Genomic DNA, 20,228 nt, shown 5'->3' with positions numbered 1-20,228 from the left:
TTTAATTCCTTATTTTTTAGAGTAATCACGCGCACCAAAAATTGCAGTGCCGATACGAACCATCGTGCTACCTGCCGCAATGGCGGCTTCCATATCGTCCGACATTCCCAGAGAGAGCGTGTCGATATGCGGGTAGCGCGTTTTCAGTCCGGCAAATGCTACAGCCATTTGGCGTGCAACTTCAAACTGCCTTACATATTCTGACTCAGGCGCAGGGATCGCCATCAGCCCGCGTAGACGTAAACGCGGTAGTTCAGAGACCGCTGCTGCCAGCTCGTCCAGTTCAGCCAGTTGAATCCCGGACTTACTGTTTTCATCACTAATATTAATTTGAATCAGTACGTTAAGAGGGGGAAGTTCTGCCGGGCGCTGGTCGTTCAGGCGGGTGGCGATGCGCAAACGGTCGATGGTATGACACCAGTCGAAATGTTCTGCCACCAGGCGGCTTTTATTAGACTGCAACGGGCCAATAAAATGCCATTCTAATCCTGTTACGCCCAGTTCCTGAAAGTGGCGAATTTTATCTACCCCTTCCTGAACATAGTTTTCACCAAATTGACGCTGCCCGGCATCAATGGCTTCTGCGATGGCGCTCGCAGGTTTTGTTTTACTGACTGCAAGCAGCGTAATTTCTTCTGGAGAACGACCGCAACGCGTTGCAGCCGCTGAGATTTTGTCCCGGACCTGTGCCAGGTTATGCGCAATATCGTTCATTTTCCGAGGATCTTAGTATGAATATGGAAGAAATTGTGGCCCTTAGTGTAAAGCATAACGTCTCGGATCTACACCTGTGCAGCGCCTGGCCCGCACGATGGCGTATTCGCGGGAGAATGGAAGCTGCGCCGTTTGATGCGCCGGACGTGGAAGAGCTATTGCGGGAGTGGCTGGATGACGATCAGCGGGCAATATTGCTGGAGAATGGTCAGTTAGATTTTGCTGTGTCGCTGGCGGAAAACCAGCGGTTGCGTGGCAGTGCGTTCGCGCAACGGCAAGGTATTTCTCTGGCATTACGGTTGTTACCTTCGCACTGCCCGCAGCTCGAACAGCTTGGCGCACCACCGGTATTGCCGGAATTACTCAAGAGCGAGAATGGCCTGATTCTGGTGACGGGGGCGACGGGGAGTGGCAAATCTACCACGCTGGCGGCGATGGTTGGCTATCTCAATCAACATGCCGATGCGCATATTCTGACGCTGGAAGATCCTGTGGAATATCTCTATACCAGTCAGCGATGTTTGATCCAGCAGCGGGAGATTGGTTTGCACTGTATGACGTTCGCATCGGGATTGCGTGCCGCATTGCGGGAAGATCCCGATGTGATATTGCTCGGAGAGCTGCGTGACAGCGAAACGATACGTCTGGCGCTGACGGCGGCAGAAACCGGGCATCTGGTGCTGGCAACATTACATACGCGTGGTGCGGCGCAGGCAGTTGAGCGACTGGTGGATTCATTTCCGGCGCAGGAAAAAGATCCCGTGCGTAATCAACTGGCCGGGAGCTTGCGGGCAGTGTTGTCACAAAAGCTGGAAGTGGATAAACAAGAAGGACGCGTGGCGCTGTTTGAATTGCTGATTAACACACCCGCGGTGGGGAATTTGATACGTGAAGGGAAAACCCACCAGTTACCGCATGTTATTCAAACTGGGCAACAAGTGGGGATGTTAACGTTTCAGCAGAGTTATCAGCAGCGGGTGAAAGAAGGGCGCTTGTGACGTTGCTGTGTCTAATACGAATTGTAAACATGCCCGATGCGCAAGCTTATCGGGCCTACAAGGGAAGCGTAACTTTGAATTCGCACTCACCGTAGGTTGGATAAGGCGTTTACGCCGCATCCAACATGAAACAACGAGCACATTGTCAGAAATCTGTGCGCTAGTAAATCGCCTTAATATCCCTGCTCGAAATAACTTTCGAGAATAATAACCGCAGAGGCAGAGTCGACTTTACCTTTGTTGAGCGCCCGATAGCCGCCCTGTTCGAACAGACCGGAGCGCGCTTCCACGGTGCTAAGCCGTTCATCATGGAGCTTAACTTCAACACCAAAACGGCCATGAATACGATTGGCGAATTTACGCGCCCGGGCAGTCAACGGTTGCTCGGTACCGTCCATATTCAGCGGCAAACCGACGATAATTTCGTCCGGTTGCCACTCTTTCAGTAAACGTTCGATGAGATTCCAGTCCGGCGTACCGTCCTGCGCTTTAATTGCGGGCAGTGGGCGAGCGGTGCCGGTAATGCGTTGTCCGACCGCTACGCCAATGCTTTTAGTGCCGAAATCGAAGGCGAGTAAGGTTCCACTCATCAGGCATGCCCTGCCACACCAGGCATGGTGAGAATATCCACACCAATCAGTTTTGCCGCATCGCGCCAGCGGTCGGCAATCGGCGTTTTGAACAGAATATTCAGATCTGCCGGGGCCGTTAGCCACGCGTTATCGAGAATTTCTTGTTCCAGTTGACCTTTCTCCCAGGAGGCATAACCCAGCGCCACCAATACGTCAGACGGTTGTTTATCGGTGCCGAGCGTTTCCAGCACATCGCGGGAAGTGGTCATCACAGTGTTGTCTGAAATGCGAATGCTGGAAGCAAAATTGGAGGGTGGAGTATGCAAAATAAACCCGCGATCTTCCGCCAGCGGACCGCCGAGCATAACCGGTTTATCCAGACGGATTGATTCATCACGCGGCTCCGGCGTGATCTTCAGCTTTTCCAGAATCCCTTCAATTTTGAGATTTTCCAGCGGCTTGTTGACGATGATCCCCATTGCACCATTGGTATTATGTTCGCAAATGTAGACCACGGAACGACGGAAAATCGGATCCTGGAGAGCAGGCATGGCAATAAGAAAGTGATGCTGTAAATTCATTGTCAGAGGTTCTGTTTCCTGGTTCAAAAAAGCAACAGCGCCCAGTATGCGTGGAAAGAAGGGCGCTGTCACTCAGAGTCTCAACGAGATCCTTCTCGCTAAGGTGGGTTACTGCTGCTGTAAACGTGCTTCGATGGCATCCATTAACATACCGGTGATCGACACCGGAAACTCTGCTTCAATCTCACGAATACAGGTTGGGCTGGTGACGTTAATTTCAGTCAGACGGTCGCCGATGATATCCAGACCAACAAAAATCAGCCCTTTTTCTTTCAGCGTCGGTCCGATCTGACGGGCGATTTTCCAGTCACTTTCCGTCAGCGGACGAGGTTCCCCGCGACCACCGGCAGCCAGGTTACCACGGGTTTCGCCGCCTTGCGGAATACGCGCCAGGCAGTACGGCACCGGTTCGCCATCCACCACCAACACGCGTTTGTCGCCATCTTTAATGGCTGGCAGGTAATTTTGCGCCATGCAGTAGCGAGTGCCATGCTCAGTCAGGGTTTCGGCAATCACGCCGAGGTTTGGATCGCCTTCTTTCACGCGGAAAATCGACGCGCCGCCCATACCGTCAAGCGGCTTAAGAATGATGTCGCTGTGTTTCTCCCAGAACGCTTTCAGCTGTGCTTTATTGCGCGTAACCAGCGTTTCTGGCGTTAAGTCAGAGAACCAGGCGGTAAACAGTTTCTCGTTACAGTCGCGCAGGCTTTGCGGCTTGTTAACGATCAGCGTCCCTTTCTCTTCGGCACGTTCCAGAATATAGGTCGCGTAGATAAACTCGGTATCAAACGGCGGGTCTTTACGCATCAGGATCACATCGAGATCGGCCAGCGGCAGATCCTGTTCACCGACGAACGAAAACCACTCTTCGTAGTTCTGCTTCACGTTCAGCGTGCGGGTATGGGCGCGGGCTTCGCCATTGATCAGATACAGATCGCCCATCTCCATATAGTGAAGTTCGTAACCACGACGCTGTGCTTCCAGCAACATAGCGAAACTGGAATCTTTCTTGATGTTGATGTTTGCGATGGGGTCCATCACGATGCCGAGCTTGATCATTATTCTTCTCCGTTAGCCCAAATCGCCAAATCGTACTTGTAGCGCGGTAATGGCGGTGAGCGCAGTTGTCTCTGTACGCAAAACGCGAGGTCCCAACAGGATATCAGTAAATTGATAGCGAGCAGTCATGGCAATTTCATCTGCCGATAAACCGCCTTCCGGGCCAATCAGCAGGCGGACGCGTTCAACCGGTAACGGCAACGTATTGATGCTGTTACTGGCGCGCGGGTGAAGATTCAGTTTCAGTCCTTCATCCTGCTCTGCACACCAGGCTTCCAGATCCATCGCAGGACGGATTTCCGGTACCCGGTTACGACCACACTGCTCACAGGCAGCAATTGCAATCTTCTGCCACTGCTGGAGCTTCTTGTTCAGACGTTCACTATCCAGTTTAACGCCGCAGCGTTCAGAAAAAAGTGGCGTAATGAGGCTTACACCGAGTTCGATCGATTTCTGGATCGTAAATTCCATTTTTTCACCACGCGACATCACCTGACCGAGGTGAATATGTAGCGGAGATTCGCGATCGTCGATCTGGCCTTCCAACACCTTCACTTCCACGCTTTTTTTGCTGGCGCTGGTAATTTCGGCGTCAAAGACCTGGTTGCTGCCGTCAAATAATTGCAACGCCTGCCCCGGCCCCATACGCAGTACGCGCCCGATATGGTTGGCGGCATCTTCGCAAAGCGCGATGTGAGAATGGCTGGTCAGTGGTTCAGGATGATAAATGCGGGGGATACGCATAGTTAAAAATCCGCGTCGTCTCCCCACGCGGTTGTACGCGTGGGGTAGGGGTTAACAAAAAGAATCCCGCTAGTGTAGGTTAGCTCTTTCGCGCCTGGCAAGCGCGTTGCACATACGGGTTATGATTGCCCTGCACCTTCGCGATGCGTTCATCGCGCTCGCACTCCCAGTCGGTAACCGGATACATCTTGTCCCATGCGTTGAACAGCTGCGTTTGCTGGCGAGAGAGTGTCAGGTTGTACTGGTCACGCATATAGAAGTAGGTGCGCGCAATAGCGCCACGGGCACGGGCTGGTGGCTCGGCGGCTTTTTCTTTGAAATCGACCTTCATAGCGCATTGACCGTACTGGCCTTCGCCGCCATTCCACTGGCTGTACATAAAGTTGCCGCGATCGCCATTCACCTCGCCGACTGACGGTTGCAGGTTATGCATATCGCTTTCCATCTTGCGATAGACCGGATCTTTGGCACAGTTTTTACGTCCACCGTCCTGCCAGCACTGGCGCTGGTGACCGAACTGCCAGGCGGGAACAACGTGTTCCCACTCTACGCGGCTGGCGCGGTTTTCATTTTTGCGCACCTGATAGCCGCACGATTGCAGATCGACAACGCCTTTTTTGCCCTGCCAGTCAATTTTACATCCGCAGTAAAACGTACCCGGCGCGTCAGCGTGGATTTTTACCGCCGCGGCTTTCGCCTGAGAAAAACTATTAATACCTTCGGCCAACGTCGGGCCGGAAAATGCTGCGCTCAGTACCACCGCAGCAATAGACAAATAACGGTACATCACTTACTCCGTGTTAAAACGAGCCAGCAACGTAGCGAAAGTTGTTTTGGTATGCAATCAGCCAGATCAGGAAAGTTCCTGATAGTTCAGGTGATTATTTTGCAATCAGCTGTTCACCGCAATGTACACAGCGATAGATGGCCTCACCACGAACTACGCGATTATGACGGCGTACGGTAAGCTGATGCTCCTGGCACTTGCAGCGGTAGGGGAAGGTGTTGCGACGCACGGATTGCAGTTCGAACTGATGCGTACGACGGGCGGGAACGCCCAGCACGTTTTCCATCATCCACTTCCACTCTTTGCCATGTGGCGCTACGCGGCCGAAATGTTTCCATACCAGCAAATGTGCCAGTTCGTGCGGCACCACTTCTTCAATAAAGGCTTCACTGTTTTCCAACAGCAAAACGGGATTGAGGCGAATTTCATAGCTTTCCAGCCAGGCTGTTCCGGCAGAGGTTCCGCGCTGGGTGTAAGAGAGTTTTGGCTCCGGGTAGTTACGGCCTAGCTTCAGGTTGGCCTGGGCGAGTTTTTCCCGCAGGCGACGCATAACGGCCTGTTGGATGGCGATAGGGAGACGGGATGTTTTCATAGCGGCAGAGGATAGAGCGAAGAAAAGATGACTGCAAGAGGTGGCTTCCTCCGCGACGGGAGGAAGCCTGAGGAGATTAATCGTGAGCGCCGATTTCGCGCAGTTTACGACCTTTCATCAGATTACGTTCAATATGTTCCAGCGAAACGTGTTTGGTTTCCGGTACCAGCCACAATGTCAGCAGGATAAACAGTACGTTCAGAGCCGCATACACCCAGAAGGTGTTGGCGTTACCCAGCGTGTTGAGCATGGTCAGGAACGTTGCGCCAACGATCATGTTGGCAATCCAGTTGGTGGCGGTGGAGCAGGTGATGCCAAAATCGCGGCCTTTCAGCGGCTGAATTTCGGAGCACAGTACCCAAATCAGCGGACCGGCACTCATGGCAAAGCCGACAATAAACATCAACAGCATGGCGATGGCGAAATACTGCGCTGACGGAGAGTGGATACCGATATGCATCATTGTACCGAGTATGCCCATGCCAGCAGCCATCACCAGGAAGCCCAGCGTTAGCGTTGGTTTACGTCCCCAGCGGTCAACAAGGCCGATTGCGATAAAGGTGGCGAGTACGTTGGTGAGACCGACGATCACTGTCCCCCACATTTGCTCGGTGGTGTTGGTATAACCCGCCAGTTCGAAGATTTTCGGCGCGTAATACATGATGACGTTCATCCCGGTGAATTGCTGCATTACCTGTAACAGTACGCCAAGGAACACCGCGCGGCGGAAGTTGCTGTTCTCTTTAAACAGCGCCCAGCCACTCTGTTTAACCTGCAAACTTTCACGGATTTCATCCAGTTCGCGTTTCGCTTCCGCGCTGGTGTCGCGCAGGCGCAGCAGCACGCGCTCGGCATCAACAAAACGGCGTTTGGCGGCAAACCAACGTGGGCTGTCTGGCAGGAAGAAAACACCAATCAGCAGCAAAATTGCCGGGATGATAATCACACCCAGCATCCAGCGCCATGCACCAGTGTAGCTAAAGGCGGTATCAGAAAGATAAGCACCGAGGATCCCGATAGTGATCATCAACTGATACATCGAGATCATACTGCCGCGAATTTTTTCCGGCGCAATTTCAGAGAGATACAGCGGTGCGGTATAAGAGGCCACACCCACCGCCAGCCCCAGCAGAACGCGGGAAAGAATCAGTACTTCAACGTTTGGCGCAGCCGCAGAGAACAGTGAACCGGCAACAAACAGAATTGCGCCGATCATCAGGCTCTTTTTGCGCCCGAGTTTAAAGGAGAGCCAGCCGCTACCCACCGCACCGACTGCCGCACCGAACATCATGGAGCTTACGACCCATTCTTGTGTGTGTGAAGTAATCTGGAATTCATCAGCAATAAACGGTAGTGCGCCAGCAATTACACCGATATCCAGGCCAAAGAGTAATCCCGCCAGAGCGGCAAGGAAGCAGACGAAAAACGTCATTGCCTTGTTTGACCGCCCCTGTTTTTTAGCGTCAGGCATGATGCCCTCCAAAATGGTTATTTTTTATTGTGAATTAAGATAGGTGAGTACGACGTAAAAAGATGTGAAGCAAATCACATCAGTGTAATCGCTTACACTAACATTTATCTTAGTTATGATTTAAGTGCATGAAAATAATTGAGTTATATCATCATAGATTAAACGCAGTTATCTGCAATTAAGACTTTACTGAAAAGAAATGTAACAGCTGTGAAAACTGAATAATAATATGAAAATATTACAAATATTTGGCTGGTGTGGTGGGTGTAATCGGTTTCAGTCGTGGTGATGATTTGAGGGTAAAACGTGTTCAGGAAGAATGATGTTATTGTGCAGGCGGTTTTTTTTTGCCGGATGCGGCGTGAACGCCTTATCCACTTACATGTGACAGCGGTTGTGGGCCTGATAAGCGTAGCGCATCAGGCATTTCTCTGGAAAAGAAAAAGGCCAGCGCGAAGCTGGCCTTTGAAAGCAGGTGAAGAAAGATTACTTCAGACCGGCAGCATCGCGCAGCAGCTGCGCTTTGTCAGTTTTTTCCCACGGGAAATGTTCACGACCAAAGTGACCGTATGCTGCGGTTTCTTTGTAGATCGGGTGCAGCAGATCCAGCATCTGAATCAGACCGTATGGACGCAGGTCAAAGAACTCACGTACCAGCAGGGTCAGCTGCTCAGAAGGCACTTTCTCGGTACCGAAAGTTTCCACCATGATGGAGGTCGGTTCAGCCACGCCGATTGCGTAGGAAACCTGAATTTCACAACGATCGGCCAGGCCAGCAGCAACGATGTTTTTCGCGACATAACGTGCTGCGTATGCTGCGGAACGGTCCACTTTTGATGGATCCTTACCAGAGAACGCACCACCACCGTGACGTGCCATGCCGCCGTAGGTATCAACGATAATTTTACGACCAGTCAGACCGCAGTCACCCATCGGGCCGCCAATAACAAAACGTCCGGTCGGGTTGATGAAGAACTTGGTTGCGGAAGTCAGCCATTCTGCGGGCAGAATCGGCTTGATGATCTCTTCCATTACCGCTTCTTGCAGCGATTTCTGGTCGATCTCTTCAGAGTGCTGAGTGGAAAGTACTACAGCATCGATACCAACGATTTTGCCGTCGTCATACTGGAAAGTCACCTGGCTTTTCGCGTCCGGGCGCAGCCACGGCAGAGTGCCGTTTTTACGTACTTCAGCCTGACGCTGAACCAGACGGTGTGCATAGGTGATAGGCGCTGGCATCAGCACGTCGGTTTCATTGGTTGCGTAGCCAAACATCAGGCCCTGGTCGCCCGCGCCCTGTTCCAGCGGATCGGCACGGTCGACGCCCTGGTTGATATCAGGGGACTGTTTACCGATAGCGCTCAGGACCGCACAGGAGTTAGCGTCAAAGCCCATGTCGGAATGCACATAGCCAATTTCGCGAACGGTGTTACGGGTGATCTCTTCGATGTCTACCCAGGCGCTGGTGGTGATTTCACCGCCAACTAAAACCATGCCGGTTTTTACGTAGGTTTCGCAAGCAACACGTGCTTTCGGATCCTGTTCGAGGATCGCGTCTAAAACGGCATCAGAGATTTGGTCAGCAATTTTGTCAGGATGCCCTTCAGAGACGGACTCGGACGTAAAAAGGTGTTTTGCCATATTTAATATCACCTAAAGAGAATTTGGTTAGCTCAAACTGTTGTGTGGATTTTCTGTGGTAGCGGATCCTACCACGACTCTGCAGGTTAAAAACACTGGCAGTCTGAGTGTTAATCGGTATGGATGGATTAACATCTGGATGGCTATTTTAGGTCAATTCTTCACCCGATTTCCACTTTTTTTTGAATCGTGTCTCATTCTGTTAAAAACGTGGCTGGAAATTTTTCCTGACAATGCTGGCATTCTGAGTATTTATCTTTTGCAATTTTCTGCCATTGTGGGGTATAAAACGCGGCGCGCGGCTTAAATAAAAAGCACACGACGTTTCTTTCGTGTTGCCACTTCCAGCCGGGTTGAAATCAGAGTTTTGGCTTGTGGGTTCGTCTTAACAGGCGGCCGTGGAGGTGATACGAAATAATGAACCGTTGTCTGCTGCTTAACCTGTCTCACCGTTCTGGTGAAGATTCGTTCCCCGCACTCTGCATCTCTGCTTTGCATACCTGCCGATGTTATACCCATCTCGGCGCTTCTCAGGATTCAAGAGCTGGTTACAGTTACTGAGGACTGAACAAGGGCGCTCTTGTAAAAACAAGAGTTTTCTCGTGGTTTCGCCGAACTGTCACACTTACGTTCGGTTATGTGTTTAATAATGTTATGAAAAAGAAACCGGTTGCGCAGTCGGAGCGTCAGCATACTTTGCTGGAAAATCCGTGTGCTTATGGGTTGTTATCGCAGTCCCAGGCTGCGATAGTCGTTAACTGTTTTACACTTAATAAAATAATTTGAGGTTCGCTATGTCTGACGACATGTCTATGAGTTTGCCTTCGTCAGCGGGCGAACACGGTGTACTACGCTCCATGCAGGAGGTTGCAATGAGCTCCCAGGAAGCCAGCAAGATGCTGCGTACTTACAATATTGCCTGGTGGGGCAATAACTACTATGACGTTAACGAGCTGGGCCACATTAGCGTGTGCCCGGACCCGGACGTCCCGGAAGCTCGCGTCGATCTCGCGCAGTTAGTGAAAACTCGTGAAGCACAGGGTCAGCGTCTGCCTGCACTGTTCTGTTTCCCACAGATCCTGCAGCACCGTTTGCGTTCCATTAACGCCGCGTTCAAACGTGCGCGGGAATCCTACGGCTATAACGGCGATTACTTCCTCGTTTATCCGATCAAAGTTAACCAGCACCGCCGCGTGATTGAATCCCTGATTCATTCGGGCGAACTGCTGGGCCTGGAAGCCGGTTCCAAAGCTGAGTTGATGGCGGTACTGGCGCATGCTGGCATGACCCGTAGCGTCATCGTCTGCAATGGTTATAAAGACCGCGAATATATCCGCCTGGCATTAATTGGCGAGAAGATGGGCCATAAGGTCTATCTGGTCATTGAGAAGATGTCAGAAATCGCCATTGTGCTGGATGAAGCAGAACGTCTGAATGTCGTTCCTCGTCTGGGCGTGCGCGCGCGTCTGGCGTCTCAAGGTTCTGGCAAATGGCAGTCTTCTGGCGGGGAAAAATCGAAGTTCGGCCTGGCGGCGACTCAGGTACTGCAACTGGTTGAAACCCTGCGTGAAGCCGGACGTCTCGACAGCCTGCAACTGCTGCACTTCCACCTCGGTTCGCAGATGGCGAATATTCGCGATATCGCCACGGGCGTTCGTGAATCCGCGCGTTTCTATGTGGAACTGCACAAGCTGGGCGTCAATATTCAGTGCTTTGATGTCGGCGGCGGTCTGGGTGTGGACTATGAAGGTACTCGTTCGCAGTCCGACTGTTCAGTGAATTACGGCCTCAATGAATACGCCAACAACATCATTTGGGCGATTGGCGATGCGTGTGAAGAAAATGGTCTGCCGCATCCGACAGTAATCACCGAATCAGGTCGTGCGGTGACTGCGCATCACACCGTGCTGGTGTCGAATATCATCGGCGTGGAACGTAACGAATACACGATGCCGACCGCGCCAGCAGAAGACGCGCCGCGCGCGCTGCAAAGCATGTGGGAAACCTGGCAGGAGATGCACGAACCGGGAACTCGCCGTTCTCTGCGTGAGTGGTTACATGACAGCCAGATGGACTTGCACGACATTCATATCGGCTATTCTTCGGGCACTTACAACCTGCAAGAACGCGCGTGGGCTGAGCAGCTTTATCTGAGCATGTGTCATGAAGTGCAAAAGCAGCTGGATCCGCAAAACCGCGCACATCGCCCGATTATCGACGAATTGCAGGAACGTATGGCGGACAAAATGTACGTCAACTTCTCGCTGTTCCAGTCGATGCCGGACGCATGGGGGATCGACCAGTTGTTCCCGGTATTGCCGCTGGAAGGGCTGAATCAAGTTCCGGAGCGGCGCGCCGTGCTGCTGGATATTACCTGTGACTCTGACGGTGCCATCGACCACTATATCGATGGTGATGGTATTGCCACGACAATGCCTATGCCGGAGTACGATCCAGAGAATCCGCCGATGCTCGGTTTCTTTATGGTCGGCGCATATCAGGAGATCCTCGGCAACATGCACAACCTGTTTGGTGATACCGAAGCGGTTGATGTGTTCGTCTTCCCTGATGGTAGCGTAGAAGTGGAACTGTCTGACGAAGGCGATACCGTGGCGGACATGCTGCAATATGTACAGCTCGATCCGAAAACGCTGTTAACCCAGTTCCGTGATCAAGTGAAGAAAACCGATCTTGATGCTGAACTGCAACAACAGTTCCTGGAAGAGTTCGAGGCAGGTTTGTACGGTTATACCTATCTTGAAGATGAATAATTAAGATTATTCCGCTATCGGGTCGATTTATTTACGTAAATCGGCCCGCTTTCTTTTTATATATTCTTAAAAATAATTTAGCTGCTTTCCTTATTGAATAATCTCCCTACAATCGCTGCATTAATTAAATGCAGAGGGAACGGTTATGAAAAAATGGAAAGTACGTAGCGCGTTGGTGGCATTAGTCGTGCTGCTGGCCGGTTGTTCCAGTAATGCGCAGTATAATAGCAGTGCATCGGGCAATGTCGGCACCGCCTGGGGTGGGGATGTGCACTCAACGGTTCAGGGCGTATCTGCTGAACGAGCCTGGCGCGATCCGGCAGAGATGATCGTTATTAGTTATTCGACTAATGTTCCTTCCGGCTACGACCGCGTTTATAGCATTCGTATTAACGAACTTGAATATGCTATTCGCGATGGTAATTTTAATTCTCTACCTATTACGCGGGTTTATAATTCATCAGGTAAAGAACTACGCTATATAGTCCATGCCAGAGTAGGAATGAATTACCAATTATATGTCCGCAATTACAGTCGTAACACCAACTACGAGATCGTTGCGACAGTTGATGGCCTGGATGTTCTCAATGGTAAACAAGGTTCCCTGAATAACAACGGCTATATTGTGAATGCCGGGGATTCGTTGGCGATTAAAGGATTCCGCAAAGATAAACATACCGAAGCGGCTTTTCAGTTCGCCAACGTTGCGGATTCCTACGCAGCCAATTCGGCGCAAGGCGATGTGCGTAATACCGGTGTAATCGGCTTTGCCGCCTTTGAATTACAAGGCCCAGCGCAAAACGCGCTGCCACCGTGCTCTGGACAAGCGTTTCCGGCGGACAACAATGGCTATGCGCCGCCACCGTGTCGGAAATAGTAACCTCGCTTGATGCCTCGCCCATTTAAGGCGATAATTAGCACAAAATTGTGTTTCGCAAATCCAACCCTTCCTCGTCGGGCCTAACGACGCGGAAGGGTTTTTTTATATCGACTTTGTAATAGGAGTCCACCCATGAGCACCTTAGGTCATCAATACGATAACTCACTGGTTTCCAACGCCTTTGGTTTTTTACGCCTGCCGATGAACTTCCAGCCGTATGACAGCGATGCTGACTGGGTAATTACCGGCGTGCCGTTCGATATGGCCACTTCTGGTCGTGCGGGTGGACGCCACGGTCCAGCGGCGATCCGTCAGGTTTCGACGAATCTGGCCTGGGAACACAACCGCTTCCCGTGGAATTTCGACATGCGCGAGCGTCTGAACGTGGTGGACTGCGGCGATCTGGTGTATGCCTTCGGCGATGCTCGTGAGATGAGCGAGAAGCTGCAGGCGCATGCCGAAAAGCTGCTGGCTGCCGGTAAGCGTATGCTCTCCTTCGGTGGTGACCACTTTGTTACCCTGCCGCTGCTGCGTGCTCATGCGAAGCATTTCGGCAAAATGGCGCTGGTACACTTTGACGCCCACACCGATACCTATGCGAACGGTTGTGAATTTGACCACGGCACCATGTTCTATACCGCGCCGAAAGAAGGTCTGATCGACCCGAATCACTCCGTACAGATTGGTATTCGTACCGAGTTTGATAAAGACAACGGCTTTACCGTACTGGACGCCTGCCAGGTGAACGATCGCAGCGTGGATGACGTTATCGCCCAGGTGAAACAGATTGTAGGTGATATGCCAGTTTACCTGACCTTTGATATCGACTGCCTGGATCCTGCTTTCGCGCCGGGCACCGGTACGCCGGTGATCGGCGGCCTGACCTCCGATCGCGCCATTAAACTGGTACGTGGCCTGAAAGATCTCAACATTGTTGGGATGGACGTAGTGGAAGTGGCTCCGGCATACGATCAGTCGGAAATCACCGCTCTGGCAGCAGCGACGCTGGCGCTGGAGATGCTGTATATTCAGGCGGCGAAAAAGGGCGAGTAAGCGCCAGATGCGATGTCGCCCGTAGGCCGGATAAGATGCGTCAGCATCGCATCCGGCATTGCGGACAGGGTAACAAATGTGCCATTCATGTCAGATGCGGCGTGAACGCCTTATCTGACCTACGTTCGGCACCACCAGGCTTTACTTAACCCCATCCGCGCTCATACGATCGCGAATATGCTGGGCGCGCTCGGCGGATGCCGGATGGTCGTCAAACATTGAGCTTTGGCGGCCTTCTTCCAGTTTCGCCAGTTTTTCAAAGCTGGTGGCAAGACCAGCCGGGCTGATGCCGCGTTGGCGCAGAAGATCGTAAGAATAATCATCGGCTTCTGCTTCCTGGCGCTGGGAGAATTGCGAATTGACTAATTTCTCGCCCAGATCACCAAGCTGTGATTGCGATAAACTGCCGACAATCCCGCCCGCAGAGGCCGCAGCTACTCGCACGGCATTTGTACCAAGTGCCACCTGCATCCCTTTCTTCACATGGCCTAACGCCACGTGCCCCATCTCGTGACCGATCACCGCTTCGACTTCGTTATCCGTCATCATATCCATTAGCCCGCTATAGACGCGGATACAGCCGTTAGCCATTGCAAAGGCGTTCACATCCTTCGCCATATACACTTTGTAATTCACCGGCTGACCGTTGATATTGTTGCCTAGCGCATTGGCAATAGTTGTCAGACGTTTAGCGTATTCGCTATTGGCTGGCGCAATCGTCGCCTTGCTGTCCATCTCCTGACATGCCTGATCGCTCAGGGCTTTCACCTGCGCATCACTCAAACTGTAAGCCTGAAAAGCTTCCGCTCCTGATGAGAGCAGTCCGTTGGAGTCCATATTCTGGCAACCGGTCAGTACCGTTGCCACGCTCATTGCTACCAATAAGGCGCGAATTTTCATGTTTTCTCTTCCGCACAAGGTCAGGATTATTCTAAAAATGCACCGTTTGCAGGTGAATCGATGCTCAGTCTCAGTATAAGGAAAAGCGCAGCGGACGGGCGAGTAGATTGCGCAACATGCGAGCATGATCCAGAGATTTCTGAAGCGGTAAAAGGATGTTCCATGTACATGACGCGCGGCTTGCGGTAAATTGTTGGCAAATTTTCCGGCGTAGCCCAAAACGCGCTGTCGTCAAGTCGTTAAGGGCGTGCCCTTCATCATCCGATCTGGAGTCAAAATGTCCTCACGTAAAGAGCTTGCCAATGCTATTCGTGCGCTGAGCATGGACGCAGTACAGAAAGCCAAATCCGGTCACCCGGGTGCCCCTATGGGTATGGCTGACATTGCCGAAGTCCTGTGGCGTGATTTCCTGAAACACAACCCGCAGAATCCGTCCTGGGCTGACCGTGACCGCTTCGTGCTGTCCAACGGCCACGGCTCCATGCTGATCTACAGCCTGCTGCACCTCACCGGTTACGATCTGCCGATGGAAGAACTGAAAAACTTCCGTCAACTGCATTCCAAAACTCCGGGCCACCCGGAAGTGGGTTACACCGCTGGTGTGGAAACCACTACAGGTCCGCTGGGCCAGGGTATTGCCAATGCAGTCGGTATGGCGATTGCAGAAAAAACGCTGGCGGCGCAGTTTAACCGTCCAGGTCACGACATTGTCGACCACTACACCTACGCCTTCATGGGCGACGGCTGCATGATGGAAGGCATCTCCCATGAAGTTTGCTCTCTGGCGGGTACGCTGAAGCTGGGTAAACTGATTGCGTTCTACGATGACAACGGTATCTCTATCGATGGTCACGTTGAAGGCTGGTTCACCGACGACACCGCAATGCGTTTCGAAGCTTACGGCTGGCACGTTATTCGCGGCATCGACGGTCATGACGCGGCATCCATCAAACGCGCAGTAGAAGAAGCGCGCGCAGTGACTGACAAACCGTCCCTGCTGATGTGCAAAACCATCATCGGTTTCGGTTCACCGAACAAAGCCGGTACGCACGACTCCCACGGTGCGCCGCTGGGCGACGCTGAAATTGCCCTGACCCGCGAACAGCTGGGCTGGAAATATGCACCGTTCGAAATCCCGTCTGAAATCTATGCTCAGTGGGATGCGAAAGAAGCAGGCCAGGCGAAAGAATCCGCATGGAACGAGAAATTCGCTGCTTACGCCAAAGCTTATCCGCAGGAAGCCGCTGAATTTACCCGCCGTATGAAAGGCGAAATGCCGTCTGACTTCGATGCCAAAGCGAAAGAATTCATCGCTAAACTGCAGGCTAATCCGGCGAAAATCGCCAGCCGTAAAGCGTCTCAGAATGCGATTGAAGCGTTCGGCCCGCTGTTGCCGGAATTCCTCGGCGGCTCTGCTGACCTGGCACCGTCTAACCTGACCCTGTGGTCTGGTTCTAAAGCAATCAACGAAGATGCTGCGGGTAATTACATCCACTACGGTGTTCGCGAGTTCGGTATGACCGCGATTGCTAACGGTATCTCCCTGCACGGTGGCTTCCTGCCGTACACCTCCACCTTCCTGATGTTCGTGGAATACGCACGTAACGCCGTACGTATGGCTGCGCTGATGAAACAGCGTCAGGTGATGGTTTACACCCACGACTCCATCGGTCTGGGCGAAGATGGCCCGACTCACCAGCCGGTAGAGCAGGTCGCTTCTCTGCGCGTGACCCCGAACATGTCCACATGGCGTCCGTGTGACCAGGTTGAATCCGCGGTCGCGTGGAAATACGGCGTTGAGCGTCAGGACGGCCCGACTGCGCTTATCCTCTCCCGTCAGAACCTGGCGCAGCAGGAACGTACTGAAGAGCAGCTGGCAAACATCGCGCGCGGTGGTTATGTGCTGAAAGACTGTGCCGGTCAGCCGGAACTGATCTTCATCGCTACCGGTTCTGAAGTTGAACTGGCGGTTGCTGCCTACGAAAAACTGACTGCTGAAGGCGTGAAAGCGCGCGTGGTTTCCATGCCGTCTACCGACGCATTCGACAAGCAGGATGCGGCTTACCGTGAGTCTGTACTGCCGAAAGCGGTTACTGCACGCGTTGCGGTGGAAGCTGGCATTGCTGACTACTGGTACAAGTATGTTGGCCTGAACGGTGCTATCGTCGGCATGACCACCTTCGGTGAATCTGCTCCGGCAGAGCTGCTGTTTGAAGAGTTCGGCTTCACCGTTGACAACGTTGTTGCGAAAGCAAAAGAACTGCTGTAATCGGTAAGATGCTTTGTGAGAAGGGCCGCGAAAGCGGCCCTTTTTTTACTTAGTAGAGATAAACGGAACTGTACTGCCGGGGATCATGGTATCGGGTAGCTTACCGTCCCAACGCTCAGCAGTGGTGAGGGCAACAAGTCCGGGATTATCCCGCAGAGCTTCACCGCGCAGGCGGATCGCTTCTGCTTCAGCCGCACTTTTTAAACGAATAGTTTCAGCCTCTGCCGCGCCTCTTACGCGAATAGTCTCAGCTTCTGCTTTGGCTGCCGCCAGTTTACTGTCTGCTTCTGCCTGGGCCTGAGTTACCGCTATTTGCGCCTGGATTTTCTCTGTTTCCAGATTTTGCTTACGTGTGGCAATGGCGACTTCTGCTTTCATTCGATCTTCAATCGATTTTTCATAAGCGTCAGAAAAATCAATATTTTCAATCTGGACACCATCAATCACCACCGGGCCAACAACGGCTTTACGCATTGCATTTTGCAGATCCTGAACCAGTTTTGTACGATCCTGTACCGCGCTGATGGCGGTATATTGGCCGAAAACGTTCTCCAGTTGAGTTGGCAACTGACGGACAATCAGACGATCTTTTAATGCTTCAATGGTGTTGTAGGTGGTATAAACCGCGCCTGCTTCTGAAGGTTTAATGTGGAAGCTGACTGATACTGTCATTTGTGCCGGTTGCTGGTCGCGGCTGTAGGCCTGTAATCCCTGATAAACCACAGCCTGATTACGCGTGGAAATTTTCTCTACGCTTTCCATAAAAGGGATCTTAAAACCCAGACCCGGCTCGGCAACTTTTACGATTTTTCCGTAGCGCAGCAAAATGCCGCGTTCACCTTCATTAACGGTGTAATACGAGAGAAATGGCAGCACAACCACGGTAAGCACGCCAATGGCGATAGCAATAGATTTTTGTGGGCGAAATGAGGTTATTGAAACAGGTGCTTTCATGAGAATCTTCCTTGAGTAAAGCGTGGGAATATGTCACATGAGGTGAGGAGAAAACAGCCAACAGGTGAGAATTCAGAATCTATAAAGGGGGAGAGCGAAAAACATCGGCTAAAAAAGTATGTTTTCGAACATTCAATAGATAAATAGAGATATGCATCACAAATACATAGGCAGATAAAACATTGGTTTTGTGATAAACATAGCAAACACAAACTTGACTTTATAAGTATAAATTTCATGTTGTTGTTATTTAACATTTTATTATTTTGGTTCATGTTTTTTTTCTTCTCGCGTGCCCAATTGCTTTCATTAAATCGCACGAGTATTTTATTTTTACCGCCGGACGGTACCCTAAAAATAAAATAAGGATAATTTATGCGGCTTATTGATTATTTTCCAGAATCATCAATCTCAGTTATACATTCAGCAAAAGATTGGCAGGAAGCTATCAATTTCTCGATGGCATCATTGCTGGATAAAAACTATATCAGCGAGAATTACATTCAGGCTATTAAAGATTCCACCATTAACAATGGCCCTTATTATATTCTCGCACCAGGCGTGGCAATGCCTCATGCGCGACCGGAATGTGGGGCGCTTAAAACCGGGATGTCTTTGACGTTACTTAAACCAGGCGTTTATTTTCCGGGGAATGACGAACCGATTAAATTACTTATCGGTCTTTCTGCTGCCGATGCCGATTCGCACATTGGTGCTATTCAGGCGTTAAGTGAATTGCTGTGCGAAGAAGAAATACTTGAACAACTCTTAACTGCAACATCAGAAAAACAATTAGCGGACATTATCAGCCGCGAATAATGACTCTCTCCTCTACAGGATAATATTATGGAAAACAAGTCTGCTCGTGCAAAGGTCCAGGCTTTTGGGGGCTTTTTGACGGCAATGGTCATCCCCAATATTGGTGCTTTTATTGCCTGGGGTTTTATTACTGCATTATTTATTCCTACTGGTTGGCTGCCTAACGAACATTTCGCCAAAATTGTCGGCCCGATGATTACCTATTTATTGCCCGTAATGATTGGTTCTACCGGTGGCCATTTAGTCGGCGGTAAACGCGGCGCAGTCATGGGCGGAATAGGGACAATTGGTGTAATCGTCGGCGCAGAAATCCCGATGTTCCTTGGTTCAATGATCATGGGACCGTTAGGTGGGCTGGTCATAAAATATGTCGATAAGGCACTGGAAAAACGCATACCTGCTGGTTTTGAGATGGTTATCAATAACTTCTCATTAGGTATCACCGGGATGCTCCTTTGTCTGCTGGGTTTTGAAGTAATCGGCCCGGCGGTGTTAATTGCCAATACTTTCGTCAAAGAGTGTATTGAGGCGCTGGTACATGCGGGCTATCTGCCTTTGCTGTCAGTCATCAATGAACCGGCGAAAGTGCTTTTCCTCAATAACGCGATAGATCAGGGCGTCTATTACCCGTTGGGGATGCAACAGGCTTCAGTTAACGGTAAATCCATCTTCTTTATGGTGGCGTCCAACCCTGGGCCTGGCTTAGGACTGCTGCTGGCGTTTACTTTGTTTGGTAAAGGGATGAGTAAACGTTCTGCGCCCGGGGCGATGATTATTCACTTCCTCGGTGGGATCCACGAACTGTATTTCCCGTATGTGCTGATGAAGCCGCTGACCATTATTGCCATGATTGCCGGCGGTATGTCTGGCACCTGGATGTTTAACTTACTGGACGGTGGTCTGGTGGCTGGTCCAAGTCCGGGGTCTATCTTTGCTTACCTTGCACTGACGCCGAAAGGCTCGTTCCTGGCGACAATTGCCGGTGTTACGGTAGGTACCCTGGTGTCCTTTGCTATCACTTCCGTAATACTGAAGATGGAAAAAACGGTGGAAACGGAGAGCGAAGATGAGTTTGTGCAGTCCGCCAATGCGGTTAAGGCGATGAAACAAGAAGGTACATTCTCGTTAAGCCGGGTTAAGCGTATCGCCTTTGTTTGCGATGCGGGAATGGGCTCCAGCGCGATGGGCGCAACCACCTTCCGTAAGCGCCTGGAAAAAGCGGGGCTGGCAATAGAAGTAAAACATTACGCGATAGAAAACGTGCCTGCAGATGTGGATATCGTCGTTACTCACGCTAGTCTGGAAGGGCGCGTGAAACGTGTGACGGATAAACCGCTGATATTGATTAATAACTATATTGGCGATCCCAAACTCGACACTTTATTTAATCAATTAACCGCTGAACATAAAAACTGATTGCCGA

Annotated in this window: 21 protein-coding genes; 10 read left to right on the top strand and 11 right to left on the bottom strand. The window is 51.3% G+C overall.

The annotated features are described in order from the left end of the window. Window positions 1–9 precede the first annotated feature (9 nt). Window positions 10–714: a pyridoxal phosphate homeostasis protein gene (gene yggS, locus QUE34_RS18210; RefSeq protein ID WP_000997797.1), complete on the bottom strand. Its 705-nt coding sequence runs from the start codon at window positions 712–714 to the stop codon at window positions 10–12. Window positions 715–731: 17 nt separating this feature from the next. On the opposite strand from yggS, the gene QUE34_RS18205 reads away from it, so the two are divergent. Beyond that, the gene (locus tag QUE34_RS18205; protein ID WP_071526068.1) at window positions 732–1,712 is read left to right on the top strand and encodes a PilT/PilU family type 4a pilus ATPase; all 981 of its coding nucleotides are present in this window, start codon (window positions 732–734) and stop codon (window positions 1,710–1,712) included. A 173-nt stretch (window positions 1,713–1,885) separates the two neighbouring features. Here QUE34_RS18205 and ruvX read toward each other — a convergent pair whose 3' ends face one another. From ruvX to metK, 8 genes are all read right to left on the bottom strand, one after another. Then, window positions 1,886–2,302 (bottom strand): Holliday junction resolvase RuvX, encoded by a 417-nt coding sequence (gene ruvX, locus QUE34_RS18200; protein WP_000017111.1) that lies wholly within the window; start codon window positions 2,300–2,302, stop codon window positions 1,886–1,888. Further along, window positions 2,302–2,865 (bottom strand): YqgE/AlgH family protein, encoded by a 564-nt coding sequence (locus tag QUE34_RS18195; protein ID WP_001339287.1) that lies wholly within the window; start codon window positions 2,863–2,865, stop codon window positions 2,302–2,304. The genes ruvX and QUE34_RS18195 overlap by 1 nt, the downstream gene beginning before the upstream one ends. Before the next feature lie 108 nt (window positions 2,866–2,973). Then, window positions 2,974–3,924: a glutathione synthase gene (gene gshB, locus QUE34_RS18190; RefSeq protein ID WP_000593273.1), complete on the bottom strand. Its 951-nt coding sequence runs from the start codon at window positions 3,922–3,924 to the stop codon at window positions 2,974–2,976. A 12-nt stretch (window positions 3,925–3,936) separates the two neighbouring features. Further along, the gene (gene rsmE, locus QUE34_RS18185; RefSeq protein WP_001222509.1) at window positions 3,937–4,668 is read right to left on the bottom strand and encodes a 16S rRNA (uracil(1498)-N(3))-methyltransferase; all 732 of its coding nucleotides are present in this window, start codon (window positions 4,666–4,668) and stop codon (window positions 3,937–3,939) included. Window positions 4,669–4,747: 79 nt separating this feature from the next. Further along, window positions 4,748–5,455: a deoxyribonuclease I gene (gene endA / locus QUE34_RS18180; protein ID WP_000286513.1), complete on the bottom strand. Its 708-nt coding sequence runs from the start codon at window positions 5,453–5,455 to the stop codon at window positions 4,748–4,750. Window positions 5,456–5,549: 94 nt separating this feature from the next. After that, complete coding sequence (locus QUE34_RS18175; RefSeq protein WP_046080680.1) at window positions 5,550–6,047, bottom strand: SprT family zinc-dependent metalloprotease; 498 nt, start codon at window positions 6,045–6,047, stop codon at window positions 5,550–5,552. 76 nt (window positions 6,048–6,123) lie between these two features. Continuing rightward, window positions 6,124–7,518: a galactose/proton symporter gene (galP, locus tag QUE34_RS18170; RefSeq protein ID WP_001352953.1), complete on the bottom strand. Its 1,395-nt coding sequence runs from the start codon at window positions 7,516–7,518 to the stop codon at window positions 6,124–6,126. A gap of 486 nt (window positions 7,519–8,004) precedes the next feature. Beyond that, a complete protein-coding gene (gene metK / locus QUE34_RS18165; RefSeq protein WP_001062128.1) occupies window positions 8,005–9,159 on the bottom strand; it encodes a methionine adenosyltransferase in 1,155 nt (384 codons plus the stop codon). Window positions 9,160–9,214: 55 nt separating this feature from the next. On the opposite strand from metK, the gene yqgD reads away from it, so the two are divergent. The 6 genes from yqgD (at window position 9,215) to speB (ending at window position 13,863) form a co-directional block, all read left to right on the top strand. After that, window positions 9,215–9,466, top strand: coding sequence for a protein YqgD (yqgD, locus tag QUE34_RS18160; RefSeq protein WP_001446113.1), 252 nt, complete (start codon window positions 9,215–9,217; stop codon window positions 9,464–9,466). A 110-nt stretch (window positions 9,467–9,576) separates the two neighbouring features. After that, window positions 9,577–9,720 carry a small protein YqgG gene (gene yqgG / locus QUE34_RS18155; protein WP_001297404.1) on the top strand — a complete coding sequence of 48 codons (144 nt, stop codon included), beginning with the start codon at window positions 9,577–9,579 and terminating at the stop codon, window positions 9,718–9,720. Window positions 9,721–9,813: 93 nt separating this feature from the next. Next, window positions 9,814–9,945, top strand: a complete 132-nt coding sequence (gene yqgB, locus QUE34_RS18150; RefSeq protein WP_001360961.1) for an acid stress response protein YqgB — start codon at window positions 9,814–9,816, stop codon at window positions 9,943–9,945. A gap of 8 nt (window positions 9,946–9,953) precedes the next feature. After that, window positions 9,954–11,930, top strand: a complete 1,977-nt coding sequence (speA, locus tag QUE34_RS18145; protein WP_286338869.1) for a biosynthetic arginine decarboxylase — start codon at window positions 9,954–9,956, stop codon at window positions 11,928–11,930. Window positions 11,931–12,075: 145 nt separating this feature from the next. Next, the gene (locus tag QUE34_RS18140) at window positions 12,076–12,807 is read left to right on the top strand and encodes a hypothetical protein (RefSeq protein WP_103253868.1); all 732 of its coding nucleotides are present in this window, start codon (window positions 12,076–12,078) and stop codon (window positions 12,805–12,807) included. 135 nt (window positions 12,808–12,942) lie between these two features. Continuing rightward, the gene (speB, locus tag QUE34_RS18135; protein WP_000105566.1) at window positions 12,943–13,863 is read left to right on the top strand and encodes an agmatinase; all 921 of its coding nucleotides are present in this window, start codon (window positions 12,943–12,945) and stop codon (window positions 13,861–13,863) included. A gap of 141 nt (window positions 13,864–14,004) precedes the next feature. Here the strand turns inward: speB and loiP are convergent, their stop codons facing one another. After that, the gene (gene loiP, locus QUE34_RS18130) at window positions 14,005–14,763 is read right to left on the bottom strand and encodes a metalloprotease LoiP (RefSeq protein WP_001299420.1); all 759 of its coding nucleotides are present in this window, start codon (window positions 14,761–14,763) and stop codon (window positions 14,005–14,007) included. Between the two features lie 277 nt (window positions 14,764–15,040). Between loiP and tkt the strand changes: the two genes are divergently transcribed. Further along, the gene (gene tkt / locus QUE34_RS18125) at window positions 15,041–17,032 is read left to right on the top strand and encodes a transketolase (RefSeq protein ID WP_000098632.1); all 1,992 of its coding nucleotides are present in this window, start codon (window positions 15,041–15,043) and stop codon (window positions 17,030–17,032) included. A 45-nt stretch (window positions 17,033–17,077) separates the two neighbouring features. Here the strand turns inward: tkt and QUE34_RS18120 are convergent, their stop codons facing one another. Then, window positions 17,078–17,986, bottom strand: coding sequence for a prohibitin family protein (locus tag QUE34_RS18120; protein ID WP_000646925.1), 909 nt, complete (start codon window positions 17,984–17,986; stop codon window positions 17,078–17,080). A gap of 375 nt (window positions 17,987–18,361) precedes the next feature. On the opposite strand from QUE34_RS18120, the gene cmtB reads away from it, so the two are divergent. Together cmtB and cmtA are read left to right on the top strand one after the other, a co-directional pair. Continuing rightward, window positions 18,362–18,805 carry a PTS mannitol transporter subunit IIA gene (cmtB, locus tag QUE34_RS18115; protein ID WP_103253867.1) on the top strand — a complete coding sequence of 148 codons (444 nt, stop codon included), beginning with the start codon at window positions 18,362–18,364 and terminating at the stop codon, window positions 18,803–18,805. A gap of 27 nt (window positions 18,806–18,832) precedes the next feature. After that, window positions 18,833–20,221, top strand: coding sequence for a PTS mannitol transporter subunit IICB (cmtA, locus tag QUE34_RS18110; RefSeq protein WP_000428833.1), 1,389 nt, complete (start codon window positions 18,833–18,835; stop codon window positions 20,219–20,221). Window positions 20,222–20,228 lie beyond the last annotated feature (7 nt).

The sequence above is a fragment of the Escherichia sp. KS167_9B genome, from assembly GCF_030295215.1.
Lineage (GTDB): Bacteria > Pseudomonadota > Gammaproteobacteria > Enterobacterales > Enterobacteriaceae > Escherichia > Escherichia coli_F.
The sequence above is the reverse complement of the archived record's forward strand: the minus strand, read 5'-3'. Positions and strand labels throughout refer to the sequence as shown.

Coding starts and splice junctions, on each gene's coding strand:
- metK (WP_001062128.1), bottom strand. CDS start 9,159: ATGGCAAAACACCTTTTTACGTCCGAGTCCGTCTCTGAAGGGCATCCT.
- tkt (WP_000098632.1), top strand. CDS start 15,041: ATGTCCTCACGTAAAGAGCTTGCCAATGCTATTCGTGCGCTGAGCATG.
- loiP (WP_001299420.1), bottom strand. CDS start 14,763: ATGAAAATTCGCGCCTTATTGGTAGCAATGAGCGTGGCAACGGTACTG.
- ruvX (WP_000017111.1), bottom strand. CDS start 2,302: ATGAGTGGAACCTTACTCGCCTTCGATTTCGGCACTAAAAGCATTGGC.
- QUE34_RS18195 (WP_001339287.1), bottom strand. CDS start 2,865: ATGAATTTACAGCATCACTTTCTTATTGCCATGCCTGCTCTCCAGGAT.
- cmtB (WP_103253867.1), top strand. CDS start 18,362: ATGCGGCTTATTGATTATTTTCCAGAATCATCAATCTCAGTTATACAT.
- QUE34_RS18140 (WP_103253868.1), top strand. CDS start 12,076: ATGAAAAAATGGAAAGTACGTAGCGCGTTGGTGGCATTAGTCGTGCTG.
- yggS (WP_000997797.1), bottom strand. CDS start 714: ATGAACGATATTGCGCATAACCTGGCACAGGTCCGGGACAAAATCTCA.
- cmtA (WP_000428833.1), top strand. CDS start 18,833: ATGGAAAACAAGTCTGCTCGTGCAAAGGTCCAGGCTTTTGGGGGCTTT.
- gshB (WP_000593273.1), bottom strand. CDS start 3,924: ATGATCAAGCTCGGCATCGTGATGGACCCCATCGCAAACATCAACATC.
- yqgG (WP_001297404.1), top strand. CDS start 9,577: ATGAACCGTTGTCTGCTGCTTAACCTGTCTCACCGTTCTGGTGAAGAT.
- endA (WP_000286513.1), bottom strand. CDS start 5,455: ATGTACCGTTATTTGTCTATTGCTGCGGTGGTACTGAGCGCAGCATTT.
- speB (WP_000105566.1), top strand. CDS start 12,943: ATGAGCACCTTAGGTCATCAATACGATAACTCACTGGTTTCCAACGCC.
- QUE34_RS18175 (WP_046080680.1), bottom strand. CDS start 6,047: ATGAAAACATCCCGTCTCCCTATCGCCATCCAACAGGCCGTTATGCGT.
- QUE34_RS18120 (WP_000646925.1), bottom strand. CDS start 17,986: ATGAAAGCACCTGTTTCAATAACCTCATTTCGCCCACAAAAATCTATT.
- QUE34_RS18205 (WP_071526068.1), top strand. CDS start 732: ATGAATATGGAAGAAATTGTGGCCCTTAGTGTAAAGCATAACGTCTCG.
- rsmE (WP_001222509.1), bottom strand. CDS start 4,668: ATGCGTATCCCCCGCATTTATCATCCTGAACCACTGACCAGCCATTCT.
- galP (WP_001352953.1), bottom strand. CDS start 7,518: ATGCCTGACGCTAAAAAACAGGGGCGGTCAAACAAGGCAATGACGTTT.
- yqgB (WP_001360961.1), top strand. CDS start 9,814: ATGAAAAAGAAACCGGTTGCGCAGTCGGAGCGTCAGCATACTTTGCTG.
- speA (WP_286338869.1), top strand. CDS start 9,954: ATGTCTGACGACATGTCTATGAGTTTGCCTTCGTCAGCGGGCGAACAC.